The following is a 25,888-nucleotide window of genomic DNA, read 5'->3' as shown; positions in this document are numbered from 1 at the left end:
CAGCCCTACTCGCGTTCGCGCTGCTCCAGCCAGGCGTCGCGCTGCGAAGGCGCGGTGGCCAGCAGGTCGCGGCGCAGCGCCGCGCGTTCGGCCGGCGGCGTGCGCCACGCCAGCGCGCCCAATCGAGCGCGCTGGTTGGCATCCAGCGCGCGCAGCGCGGCCAGCAGCGGCAGGCGCTCGTCCTCGGGCACGAACCCGACCAGCGGCTGCAGGGCGGCATAGTCGGCGCCCAGCCCGGGGCCGAGCAGCCAGCCGCGGCGCTCCATCGCATCCAGCGCGGCGAAACGCGCGCGCAGCCCGGCCTGTGCCGCCGGGTCCAGCGCCTGGAACTCGGCGGCGGCGGCGCGCAGCTGCGCCTGCGCCTGGGCATCGAGCTGCGACCAGGTTTCCAGGCCCGAGGCCGGATCCGGATCGGGGGGCGACGCGGGCGACTCCTCGCCCGGGCCGGCGCGCTCGCGATCCAGCCGCGAGCCGGGCATGCCGGCCGCGTACCAGGACAGCAGGGCCAGGTCGGCCACCAGCGGGTCCTCCTGCAGGGCCAGCGGCAGCGACGGCTCCCCGTCCGGCGGCGTGGCCGGGGCTTCCGGGGGCGGCAAGGGCTCCACCACGATCGGGTCGGCGTCGTGCACGCGGCCATCGTCCGGCGGCGGGGCCACCTCTTCGCTGGTCGCCAGCGGTGAGGCCAGCTTCGGCCAGAAGTACCAGGCCGCACCGGCCAGGGCGAGCAGCAGGACGACCACGCCCAGCCAGCGCAGTGGACGGCGCGGCGGGCGCGGCCCGGGCGCGGGTGCGGGCGACGCCGCTGCCGCCGGCGCGGGCTCCCCTGACGCGGGGGGCGCAAACTGCCCGGCCAGGGCCGCTTCGTGCAGTTCGCCCAGCCAGGCCAGCCGCTCCGGGGTGAGCTGGCGACCGACCTGCTGGATCGCCTCGGCCTGGCGGCGCCAGCCGGCGGCGTCGGGGGCCCCGTCTTCGTCGCGCGGGCAGGCCTCGGCCAGCGCCTGCTGGTAGCCAGCCAGGTCCAGGTCCATGGCCTCGGCCGCAGCGGCCTCGTCCAGGCCGGCGACCTGGCGCAGCAGCAGGGCGCGACGCGCGGGCAGCGGCATCCGGCCGAGGAAGCCCAGCTCTTCCGGCCAGCTGCCGCGCCCGGGTCCCGGAGGCAGGGCCAGCAGCAGCTTCCAGAACCGGCCCGGCCAGTCGCCCATCGGCATGGCCGCGGCCGGGCCGGGGAAGGCGCGGATGGCGGCGGCCAGGGCATGGCCGGCGCCACGCTCGTCGCCGTCCTGCAGCCAGAGGAATACGAAGGCGCGACGTTCGACGCCGCGCAGGAAGGCGTTCAGGGCGGCGGGCAGTTCCGTCGTCCGGGGGGAGGAGGGGTCGTGCATTGGAACTCCGTCGGGTCTGCAGGATACGGCCGCCGGTGCCTGGATGGAGTCCTTGACAGGGCCACGGAAGCTGTTCCAGCCCGCTGTTACAAGGCTTGGCGGCTGCGTGGTTGTGCACAGCGCAAATTTTCCTCCAGCAACAGGGCGGCTTCCGCCCGTGCGCCGGTACCGCCGCGGTGTTTCACGGCCAAGTGGTTGATATCAAAGGCCCTTTGGATGTGGCGTTTTTTTGACCAACCTGACTGACCCGCTTGAAATGCGGTCGTTGCGCCGTGAAGCACGACTGTCATGCACAAGCTTATCCACAGCTTGTGTGGATAAGCCGAAATCTCCAACTGTGACGGCGGTTTACACCCCCTTCATCAGGCCGGCCAGACCAATGGCCGGCAAACGGCGACCGGTCTGGGCAGGGAGCGCCTTGGCTTAGACTGCCGCGATGCCCGCCGCCCCTGTCTGCCTGCAAGTCGCCCTGCCGGTCCCGCTGCCCCGGCTGTTCGACTACCTGCCGCCGGAGGGGCTGGAGGCCACATCCGCCCTGGTCGGGCATCGGGTCCGGGTGCCGTTCGGCAACCGGGAACTGGCCGGGGTGGTGCTGGGCGCGGGCCCGGCGGAGACGGGCACCGGCCTGCGCCAGGCCATCGACCTGCCCGACCCCGAGCCCCTGTTCACCGGCGAGCTGCTCGATTCGCTGCGCTGGCTGGCCCGCTACAGCCACGCCCCGGCCGGCGAGGTCTTCGCCACCGCCCTGCCCGCCGCGTTGCGCGGGGCCGACCCGCTGCCCGACACCCATGCCTGGGCCTGGGTGCTGACCGAAGCCGGCGCGACCGGGCGCGAGGGCCTGCGCCGCAACAGCCGCCCGCAACGGCTGGCCGCACTGCTGGCCGAAGGCCCCTGCCTGGAGGACCGGCTCGACTCCACCCTGGAGGGCTGGCGCGAGGCGGCCCGGGCCCTGGCCAGGCGCGGTTACGCCGAGCGGGTCGCGGTGCCGGCGCATGCCACCGCGCCGGCGCCGCAGCCCGGACCCACGCCGAACGATGAGCAGCAGGCCGCGATCGACGTGCTGCGTGCCGCCGAGGGCTTCACCCCGGTGGTGCTGGAAGGCGTCACCGGCAGCGGCAAGACCGAGGTCTACCTGCACGCGATCGCCGACTGCCTGGCGCGCGGCCGCCAGGCGCTGGTGCTGGTGCCGGAGATCGGGCTTACCCCGCAGACCCTCGCCCGCTTCCGCGCGCGCCTGGGCGTCCCGGTGCACGCCCTGCATTCGGGGCTGAACGACAACGAGCGCGCCCGCGTCTGGGTCGCGGCCTGGCGCGGCGAAGCGCGGGTCATCGTGGGCACGCGTTCGGCGGTGTTCACCCCGCTGCCGGAAGCCGGGCTGATCGTGGTCGACGAGGAACACGACGGCAGCTACAAGCAGCAGGACGGGATCCGCTACCACGCCCGCGACTTCGCCCTGGTGCGCGGCAAGGCGCTGGGCGTGCCGGTGCTGCTGGGCAGCGCCACGCCTTCGCTGGAGACCCTGCACAACGCCCGCGCCGGCCGCTACGCGCACCTGCGCCTGCGCCAGCGCGCCGGCGACGCGCGGCCGCCGGCGGTGCGCATCCTCGACGTGCGCAAGCGCCCGCTGCAGGCCGGGCTGGCGCCGGAAGTGCTGGACATGATCGGCGCCGCGCTGCGCGACGGCGGCCAGGTACTGGTGTTCAAAAACCGCCGCGGCTACGCGCCGGTGCTGCTGTGCCACGACTGCGGCTGGAGCGCGCACTGCCCGCGCTGCAGCAGCGCGCTGCAGGGCACGCCGATGACGGTGCACGCCGGCGGCGGCAGGCTGGTGTGCCACCACTGCGGCCACCGCCAGGCGCGCCCGCCCGCATGCCCGGACTGCGCCAGCCTGGCGCTGCAGCCGCAGGGCATCGGCACCGAGCGGCTGGAGGAACTGCTGGCCGAACGGTTCGCCGACTGGCCGGTGCTGCGCATCGACCGCGGCACCACTGCGCGCCGCGACGGCCTGCAGAAGCTGCTGGCCGAGCTGGGCGAGAGGCCCGGCATCCTCGTCGGCACGCAGATCCTCGCCAAGGGCCACGACCTGCCCAACCTCACCCGCGTGGTCGTGGTCGGCGTCGATGAAGGCCTGTTCTCCTCCGACTTCCGCGCTGGCGAGAAGCTGGCCCAGCTGCTGATCCAGGTGGCAGGCCGCGCCGGCCGCGCGCGGCGTCCGGGCGAGGTGTGGTGGCAGACCCACCATCCGGAGCATCCGCTGCTGCACGGGCTGATCCGCGGCGGCTACGACAGCTTCGCCGACGAGGAGCTGGCCTTGCGCGAGGCGGCCGGCTTCCCGCCGTTCGCGCACCTGGCGTTGCTGCGCGCCGAAGCGCAGCAGGCCGACGCCGCCGGCGCGTTCCTGCTCGCGGCGAAATCGCTGCTGCGCAATGCGTCCGGCGCCGATGCCACGCTGGAACTGCACGGCCCGATCACCGCACCGATGGCGCGGCGCGCCGGCCTGTACCGGATGCAGCTGCTGCTGTCGGCATCGGCGCGCCGCGCGCTGCATGCCTCCCTGGACGCGGCGCTGCCGGCGATCCACGCCCTGCCCGAAGCGCGGCGCACGCGCTGGTCGCTCGACATCGACCCCGTCGACCTCTACTAGCCCCGTAGCCCGGATAAGCGAAGCGCATCCGGGAAACCCGCCGGGACGCAGCCGTCAGCCCTCGCGGCAAGCCGGACCTCAACCTGCCTTCTTCCTCGCCGCCCGCTTGCGCGGCCGGTCGCGCACCCAGATGGTCTTGTCGTCCTGCTTCACCTCGAACAGGCCGCTGTCCTTCACCAGGTCGCTGAGCTTGCGGTAACCGTAGTTGCGGGGGTCGAACGAGGCCTGGTTGCTGATCTGGCTGCCGACCACGTCCAGCCGGGTCCAGCCGTCGTCGCCGCTGCCGGCCTCCACCGCGCTGCGCAGCATCTGCACCAGGCGCGTATCGCTGCGCAGGTCGCGCGCGTCCTTCGGCGCGGCCGCCTCGGCCTTGCCATCGGCCTCCGGCACGCCCAGCGCCTCCAGGTAGGTGAATTTCGAGCAGGCGTTGACGAACGGCGAAGGCGTCTTCTTCTCGCCGAAGCCGTACACCTTCACCCCGTCGGTGAGCAGGCGCATCACCAGCGGGGTAAAGTCGGCGTCGCTGGAGACGATGGCGAAGCCGTCGAGGTTGCGCGCGTACAGCAGGTCCATCGCGTCGATCACCATCGCCATGTCCGAGGCGTTCTTGCCGGTGGAGTAGGCGAACTGCTGGATCGGGCGGATGGCGTACTCGTGCAGCACCGCCTCCCAGCTCTTCAGGTGCGGGCTCTTCCAGTTGCCATAGGCGCGGCGCACGTTGGCCACGCCGTAGCGCGCCACTTCCGCAAGCACCACGTCGATCTTCGCCGCCGGCGCGTTGTCCGCGTCGATCAGCAGGGCGATGCGCTTTTCCGGTTCGGCCATGGGACACCGTATGCAATGGGATGGCGGCAGTCTGGCACAGCGGCGTAGCGGCGGCGGCAAGACGCGGCCCGCGCCATCCCCCGCCGCCGTCATGCCATCATCCAGCCATGGTAGCGACCCTCGAACTCACGCCCGCCCGGCGCCTGCGCAGCATCCTCAGCGGCTCGGTCGGCAACCTGGTGGAGTGGTACGACTGGTACGTCTACGCCGCGTTTTCGCTGTACTTCGCCGAGGTGTTCTTCCCCGGCGGCGACCGCACCAGCCAGCTGCTGAAGACCGCGGCGATCTTCGCGGTCGGTTTCCTGATGCGCCCGCTCGGCGGCTGGCTGCTGGGCCGCCATGCCGACCGCCATGGGCGCAAGGCGGCGCTGCTGCTGTCGGTGTGGATGATGTGCAGCGGTTCGCTGCTGATCGCGCTGACGCCCGGCTACGCCAGCATCGGCATCGCCGCGCCGGTGCTGCTGGTGCTGGCGCGCCTGCTGCAGGGCCTCTCGGTGGGCGGTGAATACGGCACCTCGGCCACCTACCTCAGCGAGATGGCCAGCCGCGGGCATCGGGGCTTCTGGTCCAGCTTCCAGTACGTGACCCTGGTGCTGGGCCACCTGCTGGCGCTGGGCGTACTGCTGTCGCTGCAGGCGCTGCTCGAGCCGGAGCAGCTGCGCGCCTGGGGCTGGCGGATCCCGTTCGCGATCGGCGCGCTGGCCGCGCTGGTGGCGCTGTGGCTGCGGCGGACCATGCTGGAGACCGAGTCCTTCGTGCGCAGCGAGGCCGACGACTCGCCGGCGCACCAGCGCAGGCAGGGCACGCTGCGCGCGCTGCTGCGGCATCCACGCGCGGTGCTCACCGTGGTCGGCCTGACCATGGGCGGCACCCTGGCGTTCTATACCTACACGACGTACGTGCACAAGTTCCTGGTCAACAGTGCCGGGCTGTCGACCGAGGCCGCGGCCCGGGTGAACGCGTCGACGCTGTTCATCTACATGCTGCTGCAGCCGGTGGTCGGCGCGCTGTCGGACCGCATCGGCCGGCGCCCGGTGCTGGTCGCCTTCGGCGTGCTGGGCACGCTGTTCACCGTGCCGATCATGATGCGGTTGCAGACCGTGCAAGGCGCCGGCGAGGCGTTCTGGCTGGTGCTGGCGGCGCTGGTGATCGTCACCGGCTATACCTCGATCAACGCGGTGGTGAAGGCCGAACTGTTCCCGGTGGAAGTACGTGCGCTGGGCGTAGGCCTGCCCTACGCGCTGACCGTGGCCATCTTCGGCGGCAGCGCCGAGTACGTGGCGCTGTGGTTCAAGCACCACGGCATCGAGAGCGGCTTCTACTGGTACGTCACCGCCTGTATCGCAGGCTCGCTGGTGGTCTACCTGCTGATGCCGGACACGCGCACGCATTCGCGGATCGACCACGACCCCCACTGACCCGACGAGGACGCCCATGCCGGCCGCACGCCCCGAAGTCCCGCACGTGGTGGTGGTCGGCGGCGGCTTTGCCGGGTTGTGGGCGATCCGCGCGCTGGCAAATGCACCGGTGCGCATCACCGTGGTCGACCGCAGCAACCACCACCTGTTCCAGCCGCTGCTGTACCAGGTCGCCACCGCGGGGCTGTCGGCGCCGGACATCGCCGCGCCGCTGCGCTACATCCTGCGCCGGCAGGCCAACGCCGAAGTGCGGCTGGCGGAAGTGGCCGCGGTCGATCCGGCCGCACGCACGGTGAAGCTGGACGATGGTGCAGAGCTTGCGTTCGACTACCTGCTGCTGGCCACCGGCGCGACCCACGCCTACTTCGGCCACGACGAATGGGCCGTGCATGCGCCGGGGCTGAAGTCGCTGGACGATGCGCTGGAGCTGCGCCGCAAGCTGCTGCTGGCGTTCGAACGCGCCGAGGCCTGCGAGGATCCGGTCGAGCGCGCGGCGTGGCTGGACTTCGCCATCGTCGGCGGCGGCCCGACCGGCGTCGAACTGGCCGGCACCCTCGCCGAGATCGCCCGCCACACCCTGCGCGACCAGTTCCGCCACATCGATCCGGCCAGCGCGCGCGTGCGCCTGCTCGAGGCCGGCCCGCGGGTACTGGCCTCGTTCCCGGAGGATCTTTCGGAGAAGGCGCGGCGGCAACTGGAGAAGCTGGGCGTGGAGGTGCGCACCGGCGTGCCGGTCACCGCGATCGATGCGGGTGGCTACCGCCTTGGCGACGAGTACGTGCGCTCGCGCACCATCGTCTGGGCCGCAGGCGTGGCCGCTTCGCCGCTGGCACGCTCGCTGGGCGTGCCGCTGGACCGCGCCGGGCGCGTGCCGGTGGAACCGGACCTGTCGGTGCCCGGGTACCCGCACGTGTTCGTCGCCGGCGACCTCGCCGCGGTGTCGCGGCCGGACGGCACGCCGGTGCCGGGCGTGGCGCCGGCCGCCAAGCAGATGGGCCGGCACGTCGCCACCGCGATGCGCGCGCGGCTGCGCGGCGTGCCTGCGCCGGCGTTCCGTTACCGCGACTTCGGCAACCTGGCCACCATCGGCCGCATGGCCGCGGTCGTGGACCTGCACGGCTTCAAGCTGTCGGGCGTGCTGGCCTGGTGGTTCTGGCTGGCCGCGCACGTGTTCTTCCTGATCGGCTTCCGCAACCGCCTGTCGGTGCTGCTCAACTGGGCGTGGGCGTACTGGAGCTACCAGCGCGGCGCGCGGATCATCCTCGGCCGCGACCGGGACGACGCGCCGCCGCGTTGAGCGCCGCTCAGGCGCGGTCTTCCGGCAGCCGCGCCGCCGGCAGGTGCCAGCCATGGCGGATCGCCATGTAACGCAGGCCGAAGCAGACCAGCGCCCCGAGCGCCATCGCCGGCGTGCGTGGCAGCGCGAACACGTCGGCCAGCGCGACCACGCCGCCACCGGCCAGCGCCGCCACCGCGTACAGCTCGGCCTGCAGCACCACCGGCGTGCGCGCCACCAGCACGTCGCGGGCGACGCCGCCGCCGATGCCGCTGAGCATGCCCAGCAGGGTCGCGGCGAACGGCGACAGGCCGAAGTCCAGCGCCTTGCCCGTGCCCAGCACCGCGAACAGCGCCAGGCCGGCGCCGTCGAAGATCTGCACCGGGTTGCGCATGCGCTCGATCGCCTCGTGGCGGTAGAAGGTCACTACGCCGGCGAGCATCGCCGTGGCCAGGTAGCGCCAGTCGGCCAGCGCCGCCGGCGGCTGCGCGCCGATCAGCACGTCGCGCGCCAGCCCCCCGGATACGGCCGCCGCGCACGACAGCACCAGCACGCCGAAGAAGTCGAGCCGGTAGCGCACCGCCAGCGTCCCGCCGCTGAGCGCGAAGACGAAGGTGCCGATCAGGTCGAACAGCAGCAGGAGCAGGCTCACGGCAGGTCGGACTCCAGGGTCGGGGGCAAGCCTCGCAGCGATGCGCCCGGCTGTCATGGCGCGCCGCGGCGCGCCTGGTGGGCGAGCGCGACGCGTCCGGTTCGCACAAACAAAACGGCCCGGGAGGTCCCGGGCCGTCGGTGTCGCACTGCAGCGGCGATCAGGCCGCCAGCAGCGCGCGCATCTTCTTCATGGCATTCGCCTCGATCTGGCGGATGCGTTCGGCGGACACGCCGTACTCGTCGGCCAGCTCCTGCAGGGTCACCTTGCTGTCGGCATCCAGCCAGCGGCGGGCGACGATGTCGCGCGAACGCGCATCCAGGCTGGCGAGGCCTTCGCGGAGCAGCTCCAGCTGGTGGTCCTCGCTGTCGGCACGCTCGTAGGCCAGCGACGGGTCCTCGTCATGCGAGACCAGGTAGGCCGACGGCGCCGGTGGCGCGTGGTCGTCGTCCTCGTCGGCCGGCGCATCGAAGCCGATGTCGCGGCCGGACAGGCGCGCTTCCATCTCCAGCACTTCGCGCTCGGAAACGTTGAGGTCCCTGGCCACCGCGCTGACTTCCGCGGCGTTCATCCAGCCGAGGCGGGTCTTGGCCTTGCGCAGGTTGAAGAACAGCTTGCGCTGGGCCTTGGTCGTGGCGACCTTGACGATGCGCCAGTTCTTCAGGATGAACTCGTGTATCTCCGCGCGGATCCAGTGCACGGCGAAGCTGACCAGGCGCACGCCCAGGTCCGGGTCGAAGCGCTTGACCGCCTTCATCAGGCCGATGTTGCCTTCCTGGATCAGGTCGCCCAGCTGCAGGCCGTAGCCGCTGTAGCCCCGGGCCACGTGCACGACGAAGCGCAGGTGCGAGTGCACCAGTTCGCGGGCCGCGTCCAGGTCCTCATGGTCCCGGTAGCGGCGGGCCAGGTCCTGCTCGGCCTCGACGCTGAGCACCGGGATCTGGTGGACGGCGTTGATGTAGGCCTCCAGCGACCCCAGCGGGCTGGGAATCGGCAGGTTGTTGGCCACCAGGCTGGTATTGGAACGGGTCTGGGTCATGGCATCCATCTTAGCAATCGGGTGGTTGGACTGCTAACACCGGGAATGGTTCCCTGCATTGCATCCATGCAACGTCCCAGGCCGCAGGGAGACCATTCAAGATCAATAGGTTACCTTGCGAATTCTGAACGGCGACGGGCGCAGCCAGAGCCATGGTGCGCCGCCGTCCGTCAATCCCATGTGAGGTCGTCCGGCAGGGGTTTCAAGGGCCCCTGCCATAAGTCCGGGGTGGCCTCAGTCCGGCCGGTCCGGCAGGTCGAAGACCAGGACCTCGGCCTCCTTGCCGGCCTCGATCCGGACCTCCGGCTCGTCCCGGTATAGCAGGGCGTCGCCGGCGGCCAGCGGCCGGCCGTTGACCGTGGCGCGGCCGCGGACCAGGTGGACGTAGCCGAGCCGGCCCGGGGCCAGGGCCAGCCGGCCCTCCTCGGTCCCGTCGAACAGCCCGGCGTACATCCGCGCGTCCTGGTGGATGCGCAGCGAGCCGTCGGCCGCGTCCGGGCTGACCAGCAGGCGCAGCCGGCCGCGCTTTTCCGCGTCGTCGAAGCGCTTCTGCTCGTAGCCGGGGGCGATCCCGCTGCGCTCCGGCAGGATCCAGATCTGCAGGAAGTGGGTCGTGCCCTCGTGGTCGTGGTTGAACTCCGAGTGGGTGATGCCGGTGCCGGCGCTCATCCGCTGCACCTCGCCCGGCAGGATCCGCTCCACGTTGCCCATCGAGTCCTTGTGGGCCAGCGCGCCCTGCAGGACGTAGCTGATGATTTCCATGTCGCGGTGGCCGTGGGTGCCGAAGCCCTGCCCGGCGGCGACGCGGTCCTCGTTGATCACCCGCAGCGGTCCCCAATGCACGTGCTCGGGATCGAAATAGCCGGCGAAGGAGAAGCTGTGCCAGGAATCCAGCCAGCCGTGGTTGGCGTGGCCGCGCTCGGCGGCCGGTCGCAGGGTGATCACAGGGCACCTCGGGGGGTCAGGGTGGAAATGCGGCGGTCGTGGCGCCAGGCGTCGATGCTGAAGGCGCCGGCGCCGTTGGCGGCCAGCATCAGGAAGCCGCCGGCCAGGGCCACGTTCTTCATCAGGTGGATGAACTGGTTCGGGTCGGCGAAGTGGGTATGGAACAGCAGTCCGGTGGCCAGCGAGAACGCGCCCAGGGCCAGCGAGGCGCTGCGGGTGAAGATGCCGGCGAGCACCGCCAGCCCCCCGCCGATTTCCAGGGCGATCACCAGCGGCAGCAGCGCGCCCGGCACGCCCATGTTTTCCATGTACTGCTGGGTACCGGCATAGGCGGCCAGCTTGCCCCAGCCGGAAACGATGAAGATCAGCGACAGGCCGATGCGGCCCAGCAATGCGTAGAGATGGTTCATGTCGGCCTCGATGCGCGGGGCGGATCCGGCGGCGTGCGGATCGGGGGCGCCCTGCGATTGGCCGACAGGATGATTGCATTCACGAATGAAATAAAGACCAGTAGGATCTACTGATCGTTTCATTGATATCAACAAAACCCCGGCCGGCACCCCGGCCGTTCTGCGTCGCGGCTCGCGGCCCTCAGTCCGCGCGGAGCAATACCTCGACCTCCGCCCGCGGCGGCAGCGACCAGTCGATGGGCGCCTGGCCCCGCCGGACCAGGTACTCGTTGGTCGCCGCGAAGTGCCCGCAGCCGAAGAACCCGCGGTGCGCCGACAGCGGCGACGGATGCGGCGCCTTCAGCACCTTGTGGCGGCGCGGATCGATGACCTTGCCCTTGGCCTGGGCGTAGCTGCCCCACAGCAGGAACACCAGGCCCTCGCGCTCCCGCGCCAGGGTCTCGATGGCATGGTCGGTGAAGCCCTCCCAGCCCTTGCCCTGGTGCGCGCCGGCACGGCCCTCCTCCACGCTCAGCACGGCGTTGAGCAGCAGCACCCCGCGCCGCGCCCATGGCAGCAGGCAGCCGTGGTCGGGCCGTTCGATCCCCAGTTCCTGGCGGATCTCCTTGAAGATGTTGTCCAGCGACGGCGGCACCGCCACGCCCGGCAGCACCGAGAAGCACAGCCCGTGCGCCTGGCCCGGGCCGTGGTACGGATCCTGGCCGAGGATGACGACCTTGACCTGGTCGAACGGCGTGGCGTCGAACGCGGCGAACAGCTGCGGTCCGGGCGGATAGACCCGCGCCCCGGCCGCCTTGCGCTGGCGCAGGAACTCCGACAGCGCGCGCATGTCCGGGCGCAGCAGCCAGTCGCCGATGCGGTCCTTCCACGACGGCTCCAGCCGGATCGCCGCGCGCGCGGCCGCGTCGTCCACGGAAACGGGGACGTCGCTCATCGAGCGGACCGCGGGTACTGCATGGGCATGGGTCAGCGGCGCTCCAGCCGGGCCACGCGCAGCTGGAACAGCACCTTGGTGACCAGCAGGCGTTCCTCGATCGGCTTCTGCACCAGGTCGTTGGCGCCGGACTTGAGCAGCCCGGACTGGTTGTGGCGGTTGCCGTCGCCGGTCATCACCAGCACCGGCAGGCGGCGCTTGCCGTAGGCGAAGTCGACGCGGATGCGCTCGACCACGTCGCGCCCGCTCAGTTCGCCCTTGAGGGTGACGTCGGTGAGCACCAGGTCGATGCGTTCGGGGATGCGGCCCAGCGACTCGGCGGTCAGCAGCGCGAAGGCCTCCTCGGCGGTGAGCACGTGGATGACCTTGAGCTGCTGGCGCTCGAGCATGCGCTTGGTCGCCTCGGCCACCACCCGGCTGTCCTCGATGTACAGCACGGTGGCGCCTTCGATCGGCTGCGGCTGCACGTAGCCGCGGATGAACTCGGCCAGCGCGTCGTGGCCCAGCGACTTGTCGAAGTAGTCGGTGACGAACTCGGTGAAGCGGCGCTCGATCAGGTGCTGCTGCGCGTCGCCGGACACGACGATCACCGGCACGTAGGCCTGCCCCGCGGCCTCGCGCACGCTGCGGGCCAGCTCCAGGCCGTCGCCGTCGGGCAACGCCAGCGCGGTGGTGACCAGGTCGACCGCACCGGCCTCCAGCGCCGCGCGCGCCTCGGCGACGCTGGCACAGCCGACCACCTCCACGCCCGGGAGCGCGCGCTGCAGCACGTCGCCGATCAGCTTGCGGACCAGCTTCGAGCCGTCGGCCACCATCACCCGCGGCGCATCGCTGATCAGGTGCTTGAGCTCTCGGACTGCCATCAGGTCTCCGTGGGCCGGGTCTGCCGGAGGAAATGCCCAGTGACCGCCCAAGCCCCCAGCCACCCCAGCAGGACGGTCCCAACCAATACCATCGACCCGTGCAGGACATCCAGCCCCTTGAGCGAGAACTGGCTCCCGTAGCTGGCAGTGAGGGTGGCCAGCGGCTGGTCCAGGGCGGCGCCCGCCCCCGCCAGCAGGGCCAGGGCCAGCAGCCCCGCGCCCAGGCCGTACCAGACCCCGAGGTACAGGAACGGCCGGCGGATGAAGCCGTCGCTGGCGCCCAGCAGCTGCAGCACGCCGATTTCCTCGCGCCGCGCCTGGATGTCCAGGCGCACGGTGTTGCCGACCACCAGCAGCGCGCCCAGCCCCAGCAGCAGCGACAGCACCAGGACCACGCGCTGGCCGAACGCCAGCCAGGCATCCAGGCGCCGGCGCCAGACCGCGTCGTGCTGGACCAGGTCGGCTTCCGGCAGCGCCTCCAGCGCCTGGGCCAGGCGCGCATCGGCGGCGCTGTCGCCGGCGGCCGGGGTCACCACCAGCAGGCTCGGCAGCGGATTGCCGCCGAGCACGTCCAGCGCATCGCCCAGCCCGCTGCTGCGGCGGAATTCCTCCAGCGCCTGCTCCGGGGTTCGCAGCTCCACCGCGGCCACATCGCCGCGCGCGCGCAGCGTGTCGGCCAGCTTCGCCGCGCCCTTCGCGTCCACGTCCACCTTCAGGAACAGGTTGATCTCGCGCGACTCCTGCACGCTGCCGGCGAAGTGGCGCAGGTTGTCCATCACGATCGACAGGCCCAGCGGCAGCGCCAGGGCCAGCCCCATCACCGCCACTGTCAGCAGCGTCGCCCACGGCTTGCGCAGCGCGCGGCCGAGGCTGAAGGCCAGGCTGTGCACGTGCTGGTCGAACCACACGCGCAGCCGCGACGGGGATGCGGGAGCGGCGCCGTTGCCGCGGGCGGGCCTGGTCGCGGCGTTCATTCGGCCAGGTCCTGCGGGGAGATGTCGTCGACCAGGCGACCGTGGTCCAGCACCAGCACGCGCTTGCGCATGCGCTTGAGCAGCGGCAGGTCGTGGCTGACCACCAGCACGCTGGTGCCGCGCTCGGGCAGGCCGGCGAACAGTTCCATGATCTCGGCCGACAGGGTCGGGTCGAGGTTGCCGGTGGGTTCGTCGGCCACCAGCAGGCGCGGCTCGGCGATGATCGCGCGGGCAATGCCCACGCGCTGCTGTTCGCCGGCCGACAGCTGCGAGGGCAGCGCCTTCTCGCGGTGGCCCAGGCCCATGCGCTCGAGCACCGAACGCACCCGCTTGCCGATCTCGGCGCGACGCGTGCCGCGCAGGATCAGCGGCAGGGCCACGTTCTCGCCGATCGTGCGGTCGGTCAGCAGGCGGTGGTCCTGGTAGACCACCCCGACCTCGCGGCGGTGCATCGCCACCTTGCCGCCGCGCACGCGCTGCAGGTTGCGCTCGCCGAACAGCACGGTGCCGCGGCTGGGCCGCTCGGCCAGGTGGATGAGCTTGAGCAGCGTGCTCTTGCCCGCGCCCGAGTGCCCGGTGACGAACAGCATCTCGCCCTCGTCGACCTCGAAACTCACGTCCACCAGCGCCTGGTGGCCGCCGGGGTACTGTTTGCTGACGCTCTCGAATCGCAGCACGCTCATGCGGCGATTATGCAGGTCGGCGGGTCCCCGTCGACAGGGCAGCACCCGACCTTCCGGCCAGCGACCACCCCTGCTCCCCGACCCGCATCCGTCGGGAGAGTCCCCGCCCCGCTCCCGACGCCCCGAAGGCGCCACGCCCGCCGCGCCGTAGAGTCGGGCCCGCCCGACTCCCCGCTGGATGTCCCGGCGTGCGCGAAAAGCAGCGGGGCAAGTCCCGCTCTACATGGCTCCTCTCCCGCCGGGAGAGTGGTTGGGGAGAGGTAGGTGTGCCAGCGCCGTCGGGATCCCCACCCTTTCCCCTGCCCAGCTCCGCGTCCCGGCGCGCAAACATGCCGCCCCACCCCGGAGGAAGAGGGGAGAAACGAACGAAGCCACGACCGGAACGCGCCCGAAGACGCGGCAGCGTGGGGGTATGGCGCAAGCAGGCCATGGATGGCCTGCGTTCGCGCGTTGGAGCCAAGGATGGCGGAACCGCGCGATGCGCCATACCCCCGCGCTGCCGCGGCTCCCTCCGAAGCTCGCCCACGCTGATGCGGTTGCCTTTGCGGTTGCCTTTGCCTTTGCCTTTGTCGTCATCAAGATGGCGGAACGGCAAGGGCGGCAAGACAGCCACAAGCCGGACGCAAAGGTCCGGCAAACCCCGCAGCGTCAGCCGCCGACCAGCGAACGCAGCTTGCGGCCGATGCGGCCCAGCAGCGACTCGCGCTTTGTGTCCTTGGCCGGGGCGGGCGCCTGGGCCGACGCCTGGCCGCGCACCGACGGCGCCGACTGGCGGATCGCCGGCACCGCGGACGGATTGGACTGGTCGCCGGCCGGCACTGTGCCGTCCACCGGCTTGCCGCGACGACGACGCCGGCGCTTGCGCGGCGCGCGCTCGCCCTCGCCCACCGCCGGAACAGCACCGGCCTCGGCAGCCGGCGGCTGCGGACGCGGCGCGCGTTCCGGCGCGGCCGCCTGGGCCTCGCCACCGGCGACGGTCGCGCCCTCGCCCTGCGGCTTGCGGCGCGGACGGCGCTCGCCCTCGCGACGTTCGCCGCTGCCACTGCGGCCACCCCTGCGGCCGCCGCGCGAACGGCCGCCACCACGACGCTCCTCCTCGGCGGCACGCTGCTCGCGCGCCTCGCGGAAGATCTGGCCGATGCTCTCGCCGTCGTCTTCCTCGCCCCCGGCCACTTCCGGCTTCGGACGCTCCGGGCGCGGCAGCGCGGTCAGCAGCTCCGCGGTGACCGGCTCGGACGGGATCTTCTGCTCGATGTAGGCCTCGATGTCCGGCAGCGACATCGCATAGCGCTCGCAGGCGAAGCTGATCGCGTCGCCCTCCTCGCCGAGGCGGGCGGTACGGCCGATGCGGTGGACGTAGTCCTCCGCGTCGAACGGCAGGTCGTAGTTGTAGACGTACTTCACGCCGTCGATGTGCAGGCCGCGGGCGGCCACGTCGGTGGCCACCAGGATCTCCAGCTGGCCGGCCTGGAACTTCTTCAGCAGCGACTCGCGCTTCTTCTGCGGCACGTCGCCGGACAGCACGCCGACGCGGTAGCCGGCCTTCTCCAGCGCCCGCGCCACCCGCTCCACGAAGGCCTTGGTGTTGACGAAGATCATCGTGCGCGCGCCTTCGCTGCGCGACAGCAGGCCCAGCAGCAGCGGCAGCTTCTCCTCGTCGGCCGGGTAGTACAGCTTCTGGCGCACGCGCGCGGCGGTGACCGTCTCGGCCTCCACCACCAGCTTCTCCGGCTCGTTCATGTGCTCGTAGGCCAGCTCCAGCACGCGGTGGCTGAGGGTGGCCGAGAACAGCAGGGTCTGGCGGGTGGTGCGCTCCGGCATGCGCCGCAGCAGGAAGCGGATGTCCTTGATGAAGCCCAGGTCGAACATGCGGTCGGCCTCGTCCAGCACGCAGACCTCGCAGGCGTGCAGGGACACGACCTTGTGCTGCTTGACGTAGTCGATCAGGCGACCGGGGGTGGCGATGATCACGTCGGCCCCCTTCTGCAGCAGCTCGCGCTGCTTGTCGTAGTCCACGCCGCCGTAGACCAGGGCGAACTTCAGGCCCAGGTCGGAGGCGAACTTCATCGCGTCCTTGTGGATCTGGATGGCCAGTTCGCGGGTCGGGGCCAGGATCAGCGCGCGCGGGTCCTCGACCTTGCGGTCGGCCAGGGCCGGGCGGGTCAGCAGGCGGTTGATCACCGCCACCAGGAAGGCCAGGGTCTTGCCGGTGCCGGTCTGGGCCTGGCCGGCGACATCGCGCCCGGCAAGCGCCACCGGCAGGGTCATGGCCTGGATCGGGGTGCAGCGGGTGAAGCCCGCCGCCTCCAGGCCGGCGAGCAGCGCCGGGTGCAGGTCGAACGAGGAAAAAGCTACATCGGTCAGCGGTTTGTCGCTCATCATCCAGTCTTCATGAGGCCCGTCGCAGCGTGTGGCGGTGGGCGGCTTGCATCGGTTTCCGGCGCGCCGCACACTGCGGGCCGTCGTCGGATCGCGCGGCCGTCGGGGGGACGGTAGCCCCCTTGACTTCTCCGCGAAACGCCCCAGTTTACCCCAAAGGCGCCGCCGGCCCCGTTTCCGCCGGCGCCGGCAATCACGGAGATACAAAGTGAACGACAAGGTGATGCACGTCGGCGATGCCGATTTCGACAGCGCCGTGCTGCAGTCCCAGGAACCGGTTCTCGTCGATTTCTGGGCCGAATGGTGCGGCCCCTGCAAGATGATCTCGCCCATCGTGGACGAGCTGGCCGAGGCCTATGAAGGCCGGGTGAAGGTGGCCAAGGTCAATATCGACCAGAACCGCGCGACCGCGATCCGCTACCATGTGCGCTCGATCCCGATGCTGCTGCTGTTCAAGGACGGCCAGATCCAGGCCACCCAGGTCGGTGCCGTCGGCAAGGGCCAGCTGACCCAGATGATCGACCGTACCCTCGGCGCCGCCGCCTGAGGAATAAGCCCTGCGGGACGGCCGGGGAGGCCGTCCCGACAGCGCCTGAACCGCTTGCGTGGCCCGCTTGCCGGCCAGCCGGAGGCGGTGTTAGTGTCAGTGCAGCCGGCCGCAGATCCGTGGCCGCGTCCTGTCCGCGGACCACTCCGCCGGGCCCATCCCACCAGGATCCCAAACGCCCGCACCGGGCGCTCGCACCTACCAGCGAGGAATCGCAATCTTGTCCGAGAACACCCTGCCTGAAGCGCCCGGGAGCGAAGACGCACCCGCCGAGAAGCGTGCGCGCAAGCGCGTGAGCAAGACCGCCGACACCGGCGGCGAAGCGGCCGCCCCGGCCGCGCCCGCTGCTCCGCCCGCGCCTCCCGCACAGGCCCCCGCCCCGGTCCAGTCCGGCGGCGACAACGCTTCCAGCAACAACGCCCCGGCCGCCGAAGGCGCCGCCCCGCAGCAGCCTGGCGCCAGTGCCGGCGGCCAGCCGCAGGGCGGTGGCGAAGGTGGCGACCGCGACCCGCGCGAGGGCGGCGGCCGCAACCGCCGCGACCGCTTCCGCAACCGCCGCGACCGCCAGCGCGAACGCTTCCGCGACGACGGCGGCATGCAGGACGACAACGGCAACAACCAGATGCAGCAGCCGCCGCGGCCGCATCCGAGCGTGCCGGAAGGCTTCCCGCAGTACTCGCTGGGCGACCTCAAGCGCATGCCCGCGCACAAGCTGCTGGAGATCGCCGAGCAGCTGAACATCCACGAAGGCGTGGCCCGCGCCCGCAAGCAGGACGTGATCTTCGCCCTGCTGAAGGTGCTGACCCGCCACGGCGAGGGCGTGCAGGCCGACGGCGTGCTGGAGATCCTGCCGGACGGCTTCGGCTTCCTGCGCGCGGCCGAGGCCAGCTACCTGGCCGGCCCGGACGACACCTACATCTCGCCCAGCCAGATCCGCCGCTTCAACCTGCGCACCGGCGACCACCTGTCCGGCCGCATCCGCTGGCCGAAGGACGGCGAGCGCTACTTCGCCCTGGCCGTGGTCGACACCATCAACGGCGAGCCGCTGGAAGCGTCGAAGAACAAGGTCCTGTTCGAGAACCTGACCCCGCTGTTCCCGCGCAAGCGCTTCCGCCTGGAGCGCGGCGACGGTTCGACCGAGGACATCACCGGCCGCATCCTCGACCTGATGGCCCCGCAGGGCAAGGGCCAGCGCTCGCTGATCGTCTCCCAGCCGAAGGCCGGCAAGACGATGATGATGCAGCAGATCGCCACCGCGATCACGACCAACCACCCGGACGTGCACCTGATCGTGCTGCTGATCGACGAGCGTCCGGAGGAAGTGACCGAGATGCAGCGCACCGTGCGCGGCGAGGTCATCTCCTCGACCTTCGACGAGCCGGCCGCGCGCCACGTGCAGGTCGCCGAGATGGTGATCGAGCGGGCCAAGCGCCTGGTCGAGCACAAGAAGGACGTGGTGATCCTGCTCGACTCGATCACCCGCCTGGCGCGCGCCTACAACAACGTGGTGCCGTCCTCGGGCAAGGTCCTGACCGGCGGCGTCGACGCCAACGCCCTGCACCGCCCGAAGCGTTTCTTCGGCGCGGCGCGCAACGTCGAGGAAGGCGGCTCGCTCACCATCATTGCGACTGCGCTGATCGACACCGGCAGCAAGATGGACGAGGTGATCTACGAGGAGTTCAAGGGCACCGGCAACTCCGAGGTGCACCTGAGCCGCCGCATCGCCGAGAAGCGCGTGTTCCCGGCCATCGACATCAACCGCTCCGGCACCCGCCGCGAGGACCTGCTGATCGAGCCGGAACTGCTGCAGAAGATCTGGATCCTGCGCAAGCTCCTGCACCCGATGGACGAGATCGGCGCGATGGAGTTCCTGCTGGACAAGATGAAGAACACCAAGTCCAACGACGAGTTCTTCAGCTCGATGAAGCGGTAATCCATCGGAAATAGCTTGAAAGCAGGGCCTTCGGACAACCGGAGGCCCTGTTCGTATCGGGATAGTGATGAGCCGGGATTGGCGGTCTGACCACCGGGTTTGACCACCAACCTTGACCACCAGACAGCTCAAGGACCCCTTGACCGCGAGGACAGGGGATTGGGCAAGAGACATTACCTACAGCAGCTGGGCCAGTCTTGGTACATCCGTATCAAGGTACCTGCCGCGCTACGCGGCAGGGTCGGGAACACGCACATCCGACGCGCCCTGCATACCCGCGACCTTGACGAAGCGAACCGCCGGAAGTGGCTGGCCCTCGCCCAAGTCCGCGCCTATCTCGATTCGCTTGAGAGCGGAACACCCACCCTCCTCTCCCTTCGCCGCCGACGCGGCCGGCAAGGACCGGGATTCCGCCGCCGCGGACGACGCAGCCGGGCCGCCGCCGAACCCGGAACGCTGAGCGCGGCGGTGCCGCGCCGGCCGCGGTCGGGCGGTCAGCCGCGCGGTTCGCGCAGGAAGCGCGCCATCGATACCCCGGTCTGCGCCGGGGCGAACTCGCCGGCCACGTCGACGAAGCCGCGCATCACCGCGATCTCGCGCGGGCTGCGGTTGAGCGTGTCGCGCAGGTCCGGGTCGGCGCCGGCGCGCAGCAGGCGCTGGACCACGCCGCGCAGGCCGTGCAGCGCAGCCAGGTGCAACGGACCGAAGCCGCGCGGATCCTGCGACTCCAGCGACACGCCCTCTTCCAGCAGCCGTTCCAGGCCGGCCAGGACCACGCCCTCGTCGCAGGCGCTGCCCGGCTCGGCGCGCGCACCCAGCAGCAGCAGCAGCGGGGTGACGCCGCCGGCGGCCGGCATGTCCGGCTCGGCGCCGGCCAGCAGCAGGGTGTCGAACAGCGCCAGCAGGCGCGCGCGGTCGCGGCCGGTGAAGCCGTACAGCGCGGCGCAATGCAGCGGCGCCAGGCCCTGGCCGTCGCCGGCGTCGATGTCCGCGCCGGCGGTGAGCAGGCGCGCGGCGATGTCCGGCAGGCCCAGCGCCGAGGCCAGCATCAGCACGGTGACGCCGCCGGGCAGGCGGTGTTCGAGGTCGGCGCCGGCGTCCAGCAGCGCGTTGACGATCGCGGTCTGGCGCATGCTCACCGCCGCCGACAGCGGGGTCGCGCCGCTGTTGGCCGCGTGCTGCGGATTGGCGCCGCGGGCCAGCAGCAGGTCCACCGCCGCCGCGTGGCCGCCGCCGGCGGCGCGCAACAGGCCGGTGCAGCCCTGCGAATCGACCGCGTCGACCGGGAAGCCGAGTTCGAGCAGGCGGCGCACCGCGTCGGCGTCGCCGGCCATCGCCGCGGCGACCACGTCTGCGGCGCGCAGCGGGCGCTTCGGCAGCGGCCAGCCGCGCCAGTCGAGCCAGTCGGCCAGGTCGCGGCGGCCGCTGGCCAGGGCCACGCCCAGCGGGGTCTGGCCGTCGGCGGCGCGCGCGTCGGGCGAAGCGCCCTGCGCGACCAGGCGCTTGAGCGCCGATTCGCGGCCCAGCGCCGCGGCCAGGTGCAGCGCGGTCATGCCGTGGCCGTCGCGGGCCTCGCGGTCCACGCCGGCGTCCAGCAGCGCATCGAGCAGGCACAGCCAGCCCAGCCGCACCGCCAGCGACAGCGGCGGATCGCCCGCCGGCGACGCCGCGAACGGATCGGCGCCGTGCAGGAACAGTTCCAGCGCCAGCTGCTCGTTGCCGCGCCCGGCCTGGTCGCGCTGCACGCAGGCGGCGAGGAAGCGGGCCAGGCCGCCGGCCCCGGCGGGCGAGGCGCCATGGGCGAGCAGCACCTGCAGCGAGGCGGCGGCGTCGCCACCCTGATCGAGCAGCGCGCTCAGCGCGGTCTCGCCGGCGACCATCGTTTCCGGATCGGCGCCATGGGCCAGCAGCCATTCCACCGCGGACGGCTGCAGGCGCAGCAGCGGATCGTGGAGCAGGCGGGCCAGCTCGGCCGGATCGCACAGCCGCGCCAGCGCATCGAGCCCGTCCATGCGCCCGGCCTGCAGGCCTTCGTGCAGCAGGGCCAGCGGCGGGCGCTCGTCGGCGACCGGGCTGTCGCCGGCGGCGTCGGCCACCGCGGCCGGCAGCGGATAGGACGGATCCAGCGCCGAGACGATCGCCCAGCGGCCGCATTCGGCGGCGACGTCGACCGCGCGGCGCCCGGCGTAGTCGGCGCGGTCCGGATCCACGCCCAGCTCCAGCAGGCGCCGGACCAGGGGCAGCGAAGCCTGTTCCGCGCCGGCGGCCAGGACCAGGGCGTTGCGGCCCTCGGTGTCGACCACATTCACGTCGACCTTGTGCGCCAGCAGCTGTTCCAGCACCGGGCCGCGCAGCGCGCGCGCCGCCTCCAGCCACGGCGTGCGGCCGACATGGTCGCGCGCCTGCGCGTCGGCGCCGGCGGCCAGCAGGGTGGCGACGATGTCGGCATGGCCGGCCAGGGCCGCCTCGTGCAGGGCGGTGCGGCCGTCACGGCCGGGCGTGCCGACCCTGGCCTTGAAGCGCAGCAGCAGCTGCACGCCGGCCGGGTCGTCCTCGTCAGCTGCGGCGGCGGCCAGCAGCGCCGGCTGCCCGCCTGGCGGCTCGGCCAGGGCGCCGCGCTCGAGCAGGAACTTGGCCAGGCGCCAGTTGCCGGCGGCGCAGGCCACGCCCAGCGGCGAATGGCCTTCGTGGTTGAGCGCATCGATCTCGGCGCCGGCATCGCGCAGCAGCGCGGCCACGCCCGGGTCGGTGCTGCGCGCGGCGTGGTGCAGCGGGGTGTTGCCGTCGGCGTCGGTGGCGCGCGGGTCGGCGCCATTGGCCAGCAGGGTCATCACCGCCTCGGGCCGGCCGTGCCAGCTGTCGCGGGTCGCGGCCAGCAGCGGGGTCATGCCGCCTTCGCAGGCGTTGAGGTCGACGCCGCGGGCGATCAGCGCGCGCAGCAGGGTCAGGTCCGGCAGCACCGCGGCCAGCGCCGCCAGGCTGCGGCGGTCGCGTTCGCCCGGCGGCGGCGGGGCATGCGGATCGGCGCCGGCGTCCAGCAGCTGCAGGGCGCGCTCGACGCGGCCGCCGCGGGCGGCGGCATAGAGCTCGGCCACCAGGTCGCCGGTGACTGGCAGCGGTTCGGGTGCGGCCGGGGCCGCGGCGGTGGCAAGGAAATCCAGCGGCGTGGCCACCTCGACCGGTGCCGGCGCCCGCTGCACCAGCACGTGCAGGGCGGGGAACAGCAGCGCGCACGCGCCGGCCAGCGGCCAGCGCCAGGCCTCGGGCAGCAGTTCCGGCCAGGCCAGCAGCAGGATCGCGGCCAGCACCAGCGCCAGCATCGCCGCCACGCCCAGGCCGCCCCAGCTGCCGGCGTCCTGCAGCGGCAGGCGCCGCCACAGCCCGGGCAGGCGGCCGCCGCTGCGCTCCAGCGCATGCCAGACCGGCCAGGTGCGCCACAGGCCCAGCAGCACCGCGCTGGCCATCACACTCAGGCCGAGCGCCGCGCCCAGGCTGCCGCTTTCGCGCAGCGCCGCCAGCGGCCAGGCCACCAGCAGGCCGGCCAGTACCGCGGTGCCGGCCCACAGGCCCAGCAGCGGCAGTACGTCGCCGACCAGCACGGCCGGGTGCGCGGCGCCGCGGGTCCCGCGCCACCACGACACGCCGAGGGCCAGCGCCGGCTGGGCCAGGATCGCGGCGACCGCGGCGACCGCACCGCCCAGGCCGCCCAGCAGGACCAGCACCACGCCGGCGGCCAGCGCCAGCGTCGCGGCGCGGGGCACGCGGGCGGCGGGCCTATCCATCGGATGGCTCCGGGTCCTGCGCGGCGGCCGCGCGGGCGGCCTCGACCGGCGGCAGCTGCAGGTGGAAACCGTGCGCGGCCAGGTTGGCGCGGACCACGGCGGGGTCGGACTGGGCCAGGCGCCGGTCGGGGGTCAGCGCCACTTCCAGGACGAAGGACAGCTCGCCCAACCGCGCGCGCACCGGTTCGGGCAGCCGCGCGAAATCGTCGCGGGCAGCGAGGAACACGTAGGTGTCGGCTCTGCGGAGGCTCTTGTATACGTAGGCTTGCATGCGCGCGTGCCGCGCCCTGCACGGGGGAATGCGGGGATTGTGGAGGAAATGGCGCAGGGGCGAAAGCGCGGGAACGCCGGCAAATCAGCGCCGAATCGATTCATCTTTGCGCAGACGCGGCCCCGCCCGGCCGCTGGCTATACTCGCCAGCCAACCGCCCGACGCCAGCCCTGCTTGCAGCCCGCCACGTCCCCGCCCCGGATCGCCCCGCTCGCGATCACCGCCTACACCGCTACCACCGCGCTCGGCGCCGGACTGGAGGCGCAGCGCGAGGCCCTGGCCTCCGGGCGCAGCGGCCTGCGCCGCAACGACTTCGGCGACTACGGCGAGGCCTCGCTCGCCTGCTGGATCGGACGCGTGGACGGCCTCGAGGATGCGCCGCTGCCGACGCGCTTCGCGGACTGGGAATCACGCAACCACCGTCTGGCCTGGCGGGCGCTGCAGCAGGACGGCTTCGCCGCGGCGGCCGCGGCCGCGGTGGCGCGGCACGGCGCGACCCGGGTGGCGGTGATCGTCGGCACCTCGACCTCCAGCATCGGCGAGACCGAGACCGCCTACGCCCGCCAGCAGGACGGGCGGCTGCCGGAAGCGCTGGCCCGGCTGCAGGTGCACACCCCGCATGCGCTGGGCGATTTCGTCGCCCTGGCCAGCGGCGCGCGCGGGCCGTGCCTGACCGTGGCCACCGCCTGCTCGTCCAGCGCCAAGGTGTTCGCGCTGGCGGCGCGGATGCTGCACGCCGGCATCGCCGACGCGGCCATCGTCGGTGGCGTCGACACCCTGTGCGGCAGCGTGCTGTACGGGTTCAACGCGCTGCAGCTGGTCTCGGCCGATCCCTGCCGCCCGTTCGACGGGCGTCGCGACGGCCTGTCGCTGGGCGAGGCCGGCGGCTTCGCCCTGCTCGAGCGCGAACCGGCCACGCCGGTGCGCGGCTGGCTGCGCGGCTACGGCGAGTCCAGCGACGCCCACCACATGTCCGCGCCGCATCCGCAGGGCCTGGGCGCGCTGCGCGCGATGCGCGAGGCGCTGGCCCGCGCCGGCCTGGAGCCTTCGGCGATCGGCTACCTCAACCTGCACGGCACCGCCACGCCGGCCAACGACAGCGTCGAAGCCGCGGCCGTGGCCGGACTGTTCCCTGCCAGCCTGCACGCGAGTTCGACCAAGGGCTGGACCGGGCACACCCTCGGCGCCGCCGGCATCGTCGAATCGGTGTTCGCGCTGCTGGCGCTGGAAGAGGGCCTGCTGCCGGGCACGCTCAACAGCAGCGAGGCGGATCCGGCCTGCGGTCCGCAGATCCGCTTCACTACCGAATGGCGGCCGGTCACGCTGGCGATGAACAACGCCTTCGGCTTCGGCGGCAACAACTGCTCCCTGGTATTCGCCCGCGAATGAACGCGACCACGCTGACCGCCACCATCGAAGGCATCGGCCTGTGGGCGCCGCAGGCGCCGTCGTGGGCCAGTTACCGCGCGCTCGTCGCCGGCGAAGCGGCCGCCAGCGCCACCCGCCCGGCACCGGCGTTGCTGCCGCCGAACGAGCGTCGCCGCGCGCCGGACACGGTGCTGGTGGCGCTGGAAGCGGCGCAGGCGGCGTGCCTGGATGCCGGCCGCGAACCGTCCGGCCTGCCGTCGGTGTTCGTGTCCACCTACGGCGACCTGGCGATCACCGAACACCTGTGCCAGACCCTGGCCCGCGCCCCGCGCGAGCTGTCGCCGACCCGCTTCCACAATTCGGTGCACAACGCCGCCGCCGGCTACTGGACCATCGCCAGCGGCGCGATGGAACCGGCCACCGCGCTCAGCGCCGGCCGTGCCGGTTTCGCCATGGGCCTGCTCGAGGCCGTGGCGCAGCTGCATGGCGGCGCGCCGGCGGTGCTGCTGGCCGGCTACGACGGCGCCTCGCCTGGCCTGCTGCGCGAATTGGCCCACAGCGAAGGCCTGCTCGGCGTGGCCCTGGTGCTGGCGCCGGCCGCAGCCGGCGCACGCACGCTCACCCTGCAACTGGAAGACGGCGAAGCGCCTGCTGCGCCGGAACGCGTCGCCCCCGGCAACGCCATGGCCCCGGCGCTGGCCCTGTTCGAGGCGCTGGCCCGTGGAGACGGCAGCGCGTTCCTGCCGGCCGGCGAAGGCCGGCGCCTGCGCGTGGGCCTGGGCCATGGCTGAGCCGGCCCGCCGCGACGGCGAGGTGGCGGTGGTGATCCCGGCACTCAACGAGGCGCTGCGGATCCGCCAGGTGGTCGAGGAATGCCTGCGCCACGTGCCGTGGGTGATCGTGGTCGACGACGGTTCGGACGACGGCACCGGCGACTGCCTGCGCGACCTGCCGGTGACGGTGCTGCGCCATCCGCAGCGGCGCGGCAAGGGCGCGGCGCTGCGCAGCGGTTTCGCCGAGGCGCTGGCGCGTGGCGCGCGCGGCGTGCTCACCCTCGACGGCGACGGCCAGCACGACCCTTCCGACCTGCCGCGGCTGCTGGCCGCGGCCGCGCGCCATCCGGACCACATCATCATCGGCGCGCGCCTGCGCCACCGCGCGGCCGCGCCGCCGCACCGGCGCGCGGCCAACGCCTTCGGCGACTGGGGCGTGGCCTGGGCCGCCGGCCACCGCATCGCCGACACCCAGAGCGGGCAGCGCTACTACCCGGCCGAGGTGGTCGCGCTGCGCGACGTGCCCGGCGAGGACTTCGTATTCGAGGCGCAGATGCTGATCTCGGCCGCGCGCCAGCTCGGCGTGCGCTGCGTGTCGGTGCCGGTGGAAACGCGCTACCGCGGCGACGACGGCGGCCCGCTGCGGCGCAGCCACTTCCGCCCGCTGCGCGACCTGTACCGGATCACCTCGCACGTGGTGCGGCAGGTGCTCAAGCACGGCGATGTGTGGCGCGAGTACGCGCGGGTGCGCGCGCAGGCACCGCTGATCGACCGCGACTGAGGCGCCTCG

The 25,888-nt window shown here is 72.5% G+C and carries 20 protein-coding genes and 1 pseudogene; 8 read left to right on the top strand and 13 right to left on the bottom strand.

Translation table 11 applies throughout. The annotated features are described in order from the left end of the window. Nucleotides 1–5: 5 nt before the first annotated feature. The gene (locus PSEJ35_RS17560; protein WP_051412465.1) at nucleotides 6–1,382 is read right to left on the bottom strand and encodes a hypothetical protein; all 1,377 of its coding nucleotides are present in this window, start codon (nucleotides 1,380–1,382) and stop codon (nucleotides 6–8) included. A 436-nt stretch (nucleotides 1,383–1,818) separates the two neighbouring features. Here PSEJ35_RS17560 and PSEJ35_RS0103665 point away from each other — a divergent pair, with 436 nt between their 5' ends. Then, entirely contained in the window at nucleotides 1,819–4,026 is a 2,208-nt protein-coding gene (locus PSEJ35_RS0103665) for a primosomal protein N' (protein WP_028916618.1), read from the top strand. A 111-nt stretch (nucleotides 4,027–4,137) separates the two neighbouring features. Here the strand turns inward: PSEJ35_RS0103665 and PSEJ35_RS0103660 are convergent. Next, a pseudogene (locus PSEJ35_RS0103660) lies at nucleotides 4,138–4,851 on the bottom strand (NYN domain-containing protein); the annotation flags it as partial. Between the two features lie 107 nt (nucleotides 4,852–4,958). Between PSEJ35_RS0103660 and PSEJ35_RS0103655 the strand changes: the two are divergent. Beyond that, nucleotides 4,959–6,269 carry an MFS transporter gene (locus tag PSEJ35_RS0103655; protein WP_028916616.1) on the top strand — a complete coding sequence of 437 codons (1,311 nt, stop codon included), beginning with the start codon at nucleotides 4,959–4,961 and terminating at the stop codon, nucleotides 6,267–6,269. A 16-nt stretch (nucleotides 6,270–6,285) separates the two neighbouring features. Beyond that, a complete protein-coding gene (locus PSEJ35_RS0103650; protein ID WP_037082275.1) occupies nucleotides 6,286–7,566 on the top strand; it encodes an NAD(P)/FAD-dependent oxidoreductase in 1,281 nt (426 codons plus the stop codon). 7 nt (nucleotides 7,567–7,573) lie between these two features. On the opposite strand, the gene PSEJ35_RS0103645 is transcribed toward PSEJ35_RS0103650, so the two are convergent. The 9 genes from PSEJ35_RS0103645 to rhlB all read right to left on the bottom strand — a co-directional run bounded on the left by PSEJ35_RS0103645 (nucleotide 7,574) and on the right by rhlB (nucleotide 16,424). Beyond that, on the bottom strand, nucleotides 7,574–8,197 hold the full coding sequence (locus tag PSEJ35_RS0103645) for a trimeric intracellular cation channel family protein (RefSeq protein WP_028916614.1): 624 nt from the start codon (nucleotides 8,195–8,197) through the stop codon (nucleotides 7,574–7,576). A gap of 160 nt (nucleotides 8,198–8,357) precedes the next feature. Continuing rightward, nucleotides 8,358–9,236 (bottom strand): RNA polymerase sigma factor RpoH, encoded by an 879-nt coding sequence (gene rpoH, locus PSEJ35_RS0103640; RefSeq protein ID WP_028916613.1) that lies wholly within the window; start codon nucleotides 9,234–9,236, stop codon nucleotides 8,358–8,360. A 234-nt stretch (nucleotides 9,237–9,470) separates the two neighbouring features. After that, complete coding sequence (locus tag PSEJ35_RS0103635) at nucleotides 9,471–10,181, bottom strand: pirin family protein (protein ID WP_028916612.1); 711 nt, start codon at nucleotides 10,179–10,181, stop codon at nucleotides 9,471–9,473. After that, complete coding sequence (locus tag PSEJ35_RS0103630; RefSeq protein WP_028916611.1) at nucleotides 10,178–10,591, bottom strand: DoxX family protein; 414 nt, start codon at nucleotides 10,589–10,591, stop codon at nucleotides 10,178–10,180. The genes PSEJ35_RS0103635 and PSEJ35_RS0103630 overlap by 4 nt, the downstream gene beginning before the upstream one ends. Before the next feature lie 181 nt (nucleotides 10,592–10,772). Beyond that, nucleotides 10,773–11,525, bottom strand: coding sequence for a uracil-DNA glycosylase (gene ung / locus PSEJ35_RS0103625; protein ID WP_051412464.1), 753 nt, complete (start codon nucleotides 11,523–11,525; stop codon nucleotides 10,773–10,775). A gap of 32 nt (nucleotides 11,526–11,557) precedes the next feature. Beyond that, nucleotides 11,558–12,388 carry a response regulator gene (locus tag PSEJ35_RS0103620; RefSeq protein ID WP_028916609.1) on the bottom strand — a complete coding sequence of 277 codons (831 nt, stop codon included), beginning with the start codon at nucleotides 12,386–12,388 and terminating at the stop codon, nucleotides 11,558–11,560. Then, nucleotides 12,388–13,362: a permease-like cell division protein FtsX gene (gene ftsX, locus PSEJ35_RS0103615; protein ID WP_028916608.1), complete on the bottom strand. Its 975-nt coding sequence runs from the start codon at nucleotides 13,360–13,362 to the stop codon at nucleotides 12,388–12,390. Before ftsX ends, PSEJ35_RS0103620 begins: the two co-directional genes overlap by 1 nt. Beyond that, nucleotides 13,359–14,045, bottom strand: a complete 687-nt coding sequence (ftsE, locus tag PSEJ35_RS0103610) for a cell division ATP-binding protein FtsE (RefSeq protein WP_028916607.1) — start codon at nucleotides 14,043–14,045, stop codon at nucleotides 13,359–13,361. The genes ftsX and ftsE overlap by 4 nt, the downstream gene beginning before the upstream one ends. A gap of 648 nt (nucleotides 14,046–14,693) precedes the next feature. Beyond that, on the bottom strand, nucleotides 14,694–16,424 hold the full coding sequence (gene rhlB / locus PSEJ35_RS0103605; protein WP_028916606.1) for an ATP-dependent RNA helicase RhlB: 1,731 nt from the start codon (nucleotides 16,422–16,424) through the stop codon (nucleotides 14,694–14,696). A gap of 208 nt (nucleotides 16,425–16,632) precedes the next feature. Between rhlB and trxA the strand changes: the two genes are divergently transcribed. Then, nucleotides 16,633–16,971: a thioredoxin TrxA gene (gene trxA / locus PSEJ35_RS0103600; protein ID WP_024868518.1), complete on the top strand. Its 339-nt coding sequence runs from the start codon at nucleotides 16,633–16,635 to the stop codon at nucleotides 16,969–16,971. Between the two features lie 220 nt (nucleotides 16,972–17,191). Further along, on the top strand, nucleotides 17,192–18,904 hold the full coding sequence (rho, locus tag PSEJ35_RS0103595; protein WP_028916605.1) for a transcription termination factor Rho: 1,713 nt from the start codon (nucleotides 17,192–17,194) through the stop codon (nucleotides 18,902–18,904). 494 nt (nucleotides 18,905–19,398) lie between these two features. Here rho and PSEJ35_RS0103590 read toward each other — a convergent pair whose 3' ends face one another. Further along, complete coding sequence (locus tag PSEJ35_RS0103590; RefSeq protein WP_028916604.1) at nucleotides 19,399–22,686, bottom strand: ankyrin repeat domain-containing protein; 3,288 nt, start codon at nucleotides 22,684–22,686, stop codon at nucleotides 19,399–19,401. Beyond that, entirely contained in the window at nucleotides 22,679–22,957 is a 279-nt protein-coding gene (locus PSEJ35_RS15265) for a YcgL domain-containing protein (protein WP_024868501.1), read from the bottom strand. Before PSEJ35_RS15265 ends, PSEJ35_RS0103590 begins: the two co-directional genes overlap by 8 nt. Nucleotides 22,958–23,158: 201 nt before the next feature. On the opposite strand from PSEJ35_RS15265, the gene PSEJ35_RS0103580 reads away from it, so the two are divergent. From PSEJ35_RS0103580 to PSEJ35_RS15260, 3 genes are read left to right on the top strand one after another with little or no spacing between them, the layout of a single operon-like run. Next, the gene (locus PSEJ35_RS0103580) at nucleotides 23,159–24,346 is read left to right on the top strand and encodes a beta-ketoacyl-[acyl-carrier-protein] synthase family protein (protein ID WP_028916603.1); all 1,188 of its coding nucleotides are present in this window, start codon (nucleotides 23,159–23,161) and stop codon (nucleotides 24,344–24,346) included. Beyond that, nucleotides 24,343–25,116 carry a beta-ketoacyl synthase chain length factor gene (locus PSEJ35_RS0103575; RefSeq protein ID WP_028916602.1) on the top strand — a complete coding sequence of 258 codons (774 nt, stop codon included), beginning with the start codon at nucleotides 24,343–24,345 and terminating at the stop codon, nucleotides 25,114–25,116. The genes PSEJ35_RS0103580 and PSEJ35_RS0103575 overlap by 4 nt, the downstream gene beginning before the upstream one ends. Next, a complete protein-coding gene (locus PSEJ35_RS15260) occupies nucleotides 25,109–25,879 on the top strand; it encodes a glycosyltransferase family 2 protein (protein ID WP_037082271.1) in 771 nt (256 codons plus the stop codon). The genes PSEJ35_RS0103575 and PSEJ35_RS15260 overlap by 8 nt, the downstream gene beginning before the upstream one ends. Nucleotides 25,880–25,888 lie beyond the last annotated feature (9 nt).

The sequence above is a fragment of the Pseudoxanthomonas sp. J35 genome (genome assembly GCF_000513995.1).
Lineage (GTDB): Bacteria > Pseudomonadota > Gammaproteobacteria > Xanthomonadales > Xanthomonadaceae > Pseudoxanthomonas.
The sequence above is the reverse complement of the archived record's forward strand: the minus strand, read 5'-3'. Positions and strand labels throughout refer to the sequence as shown.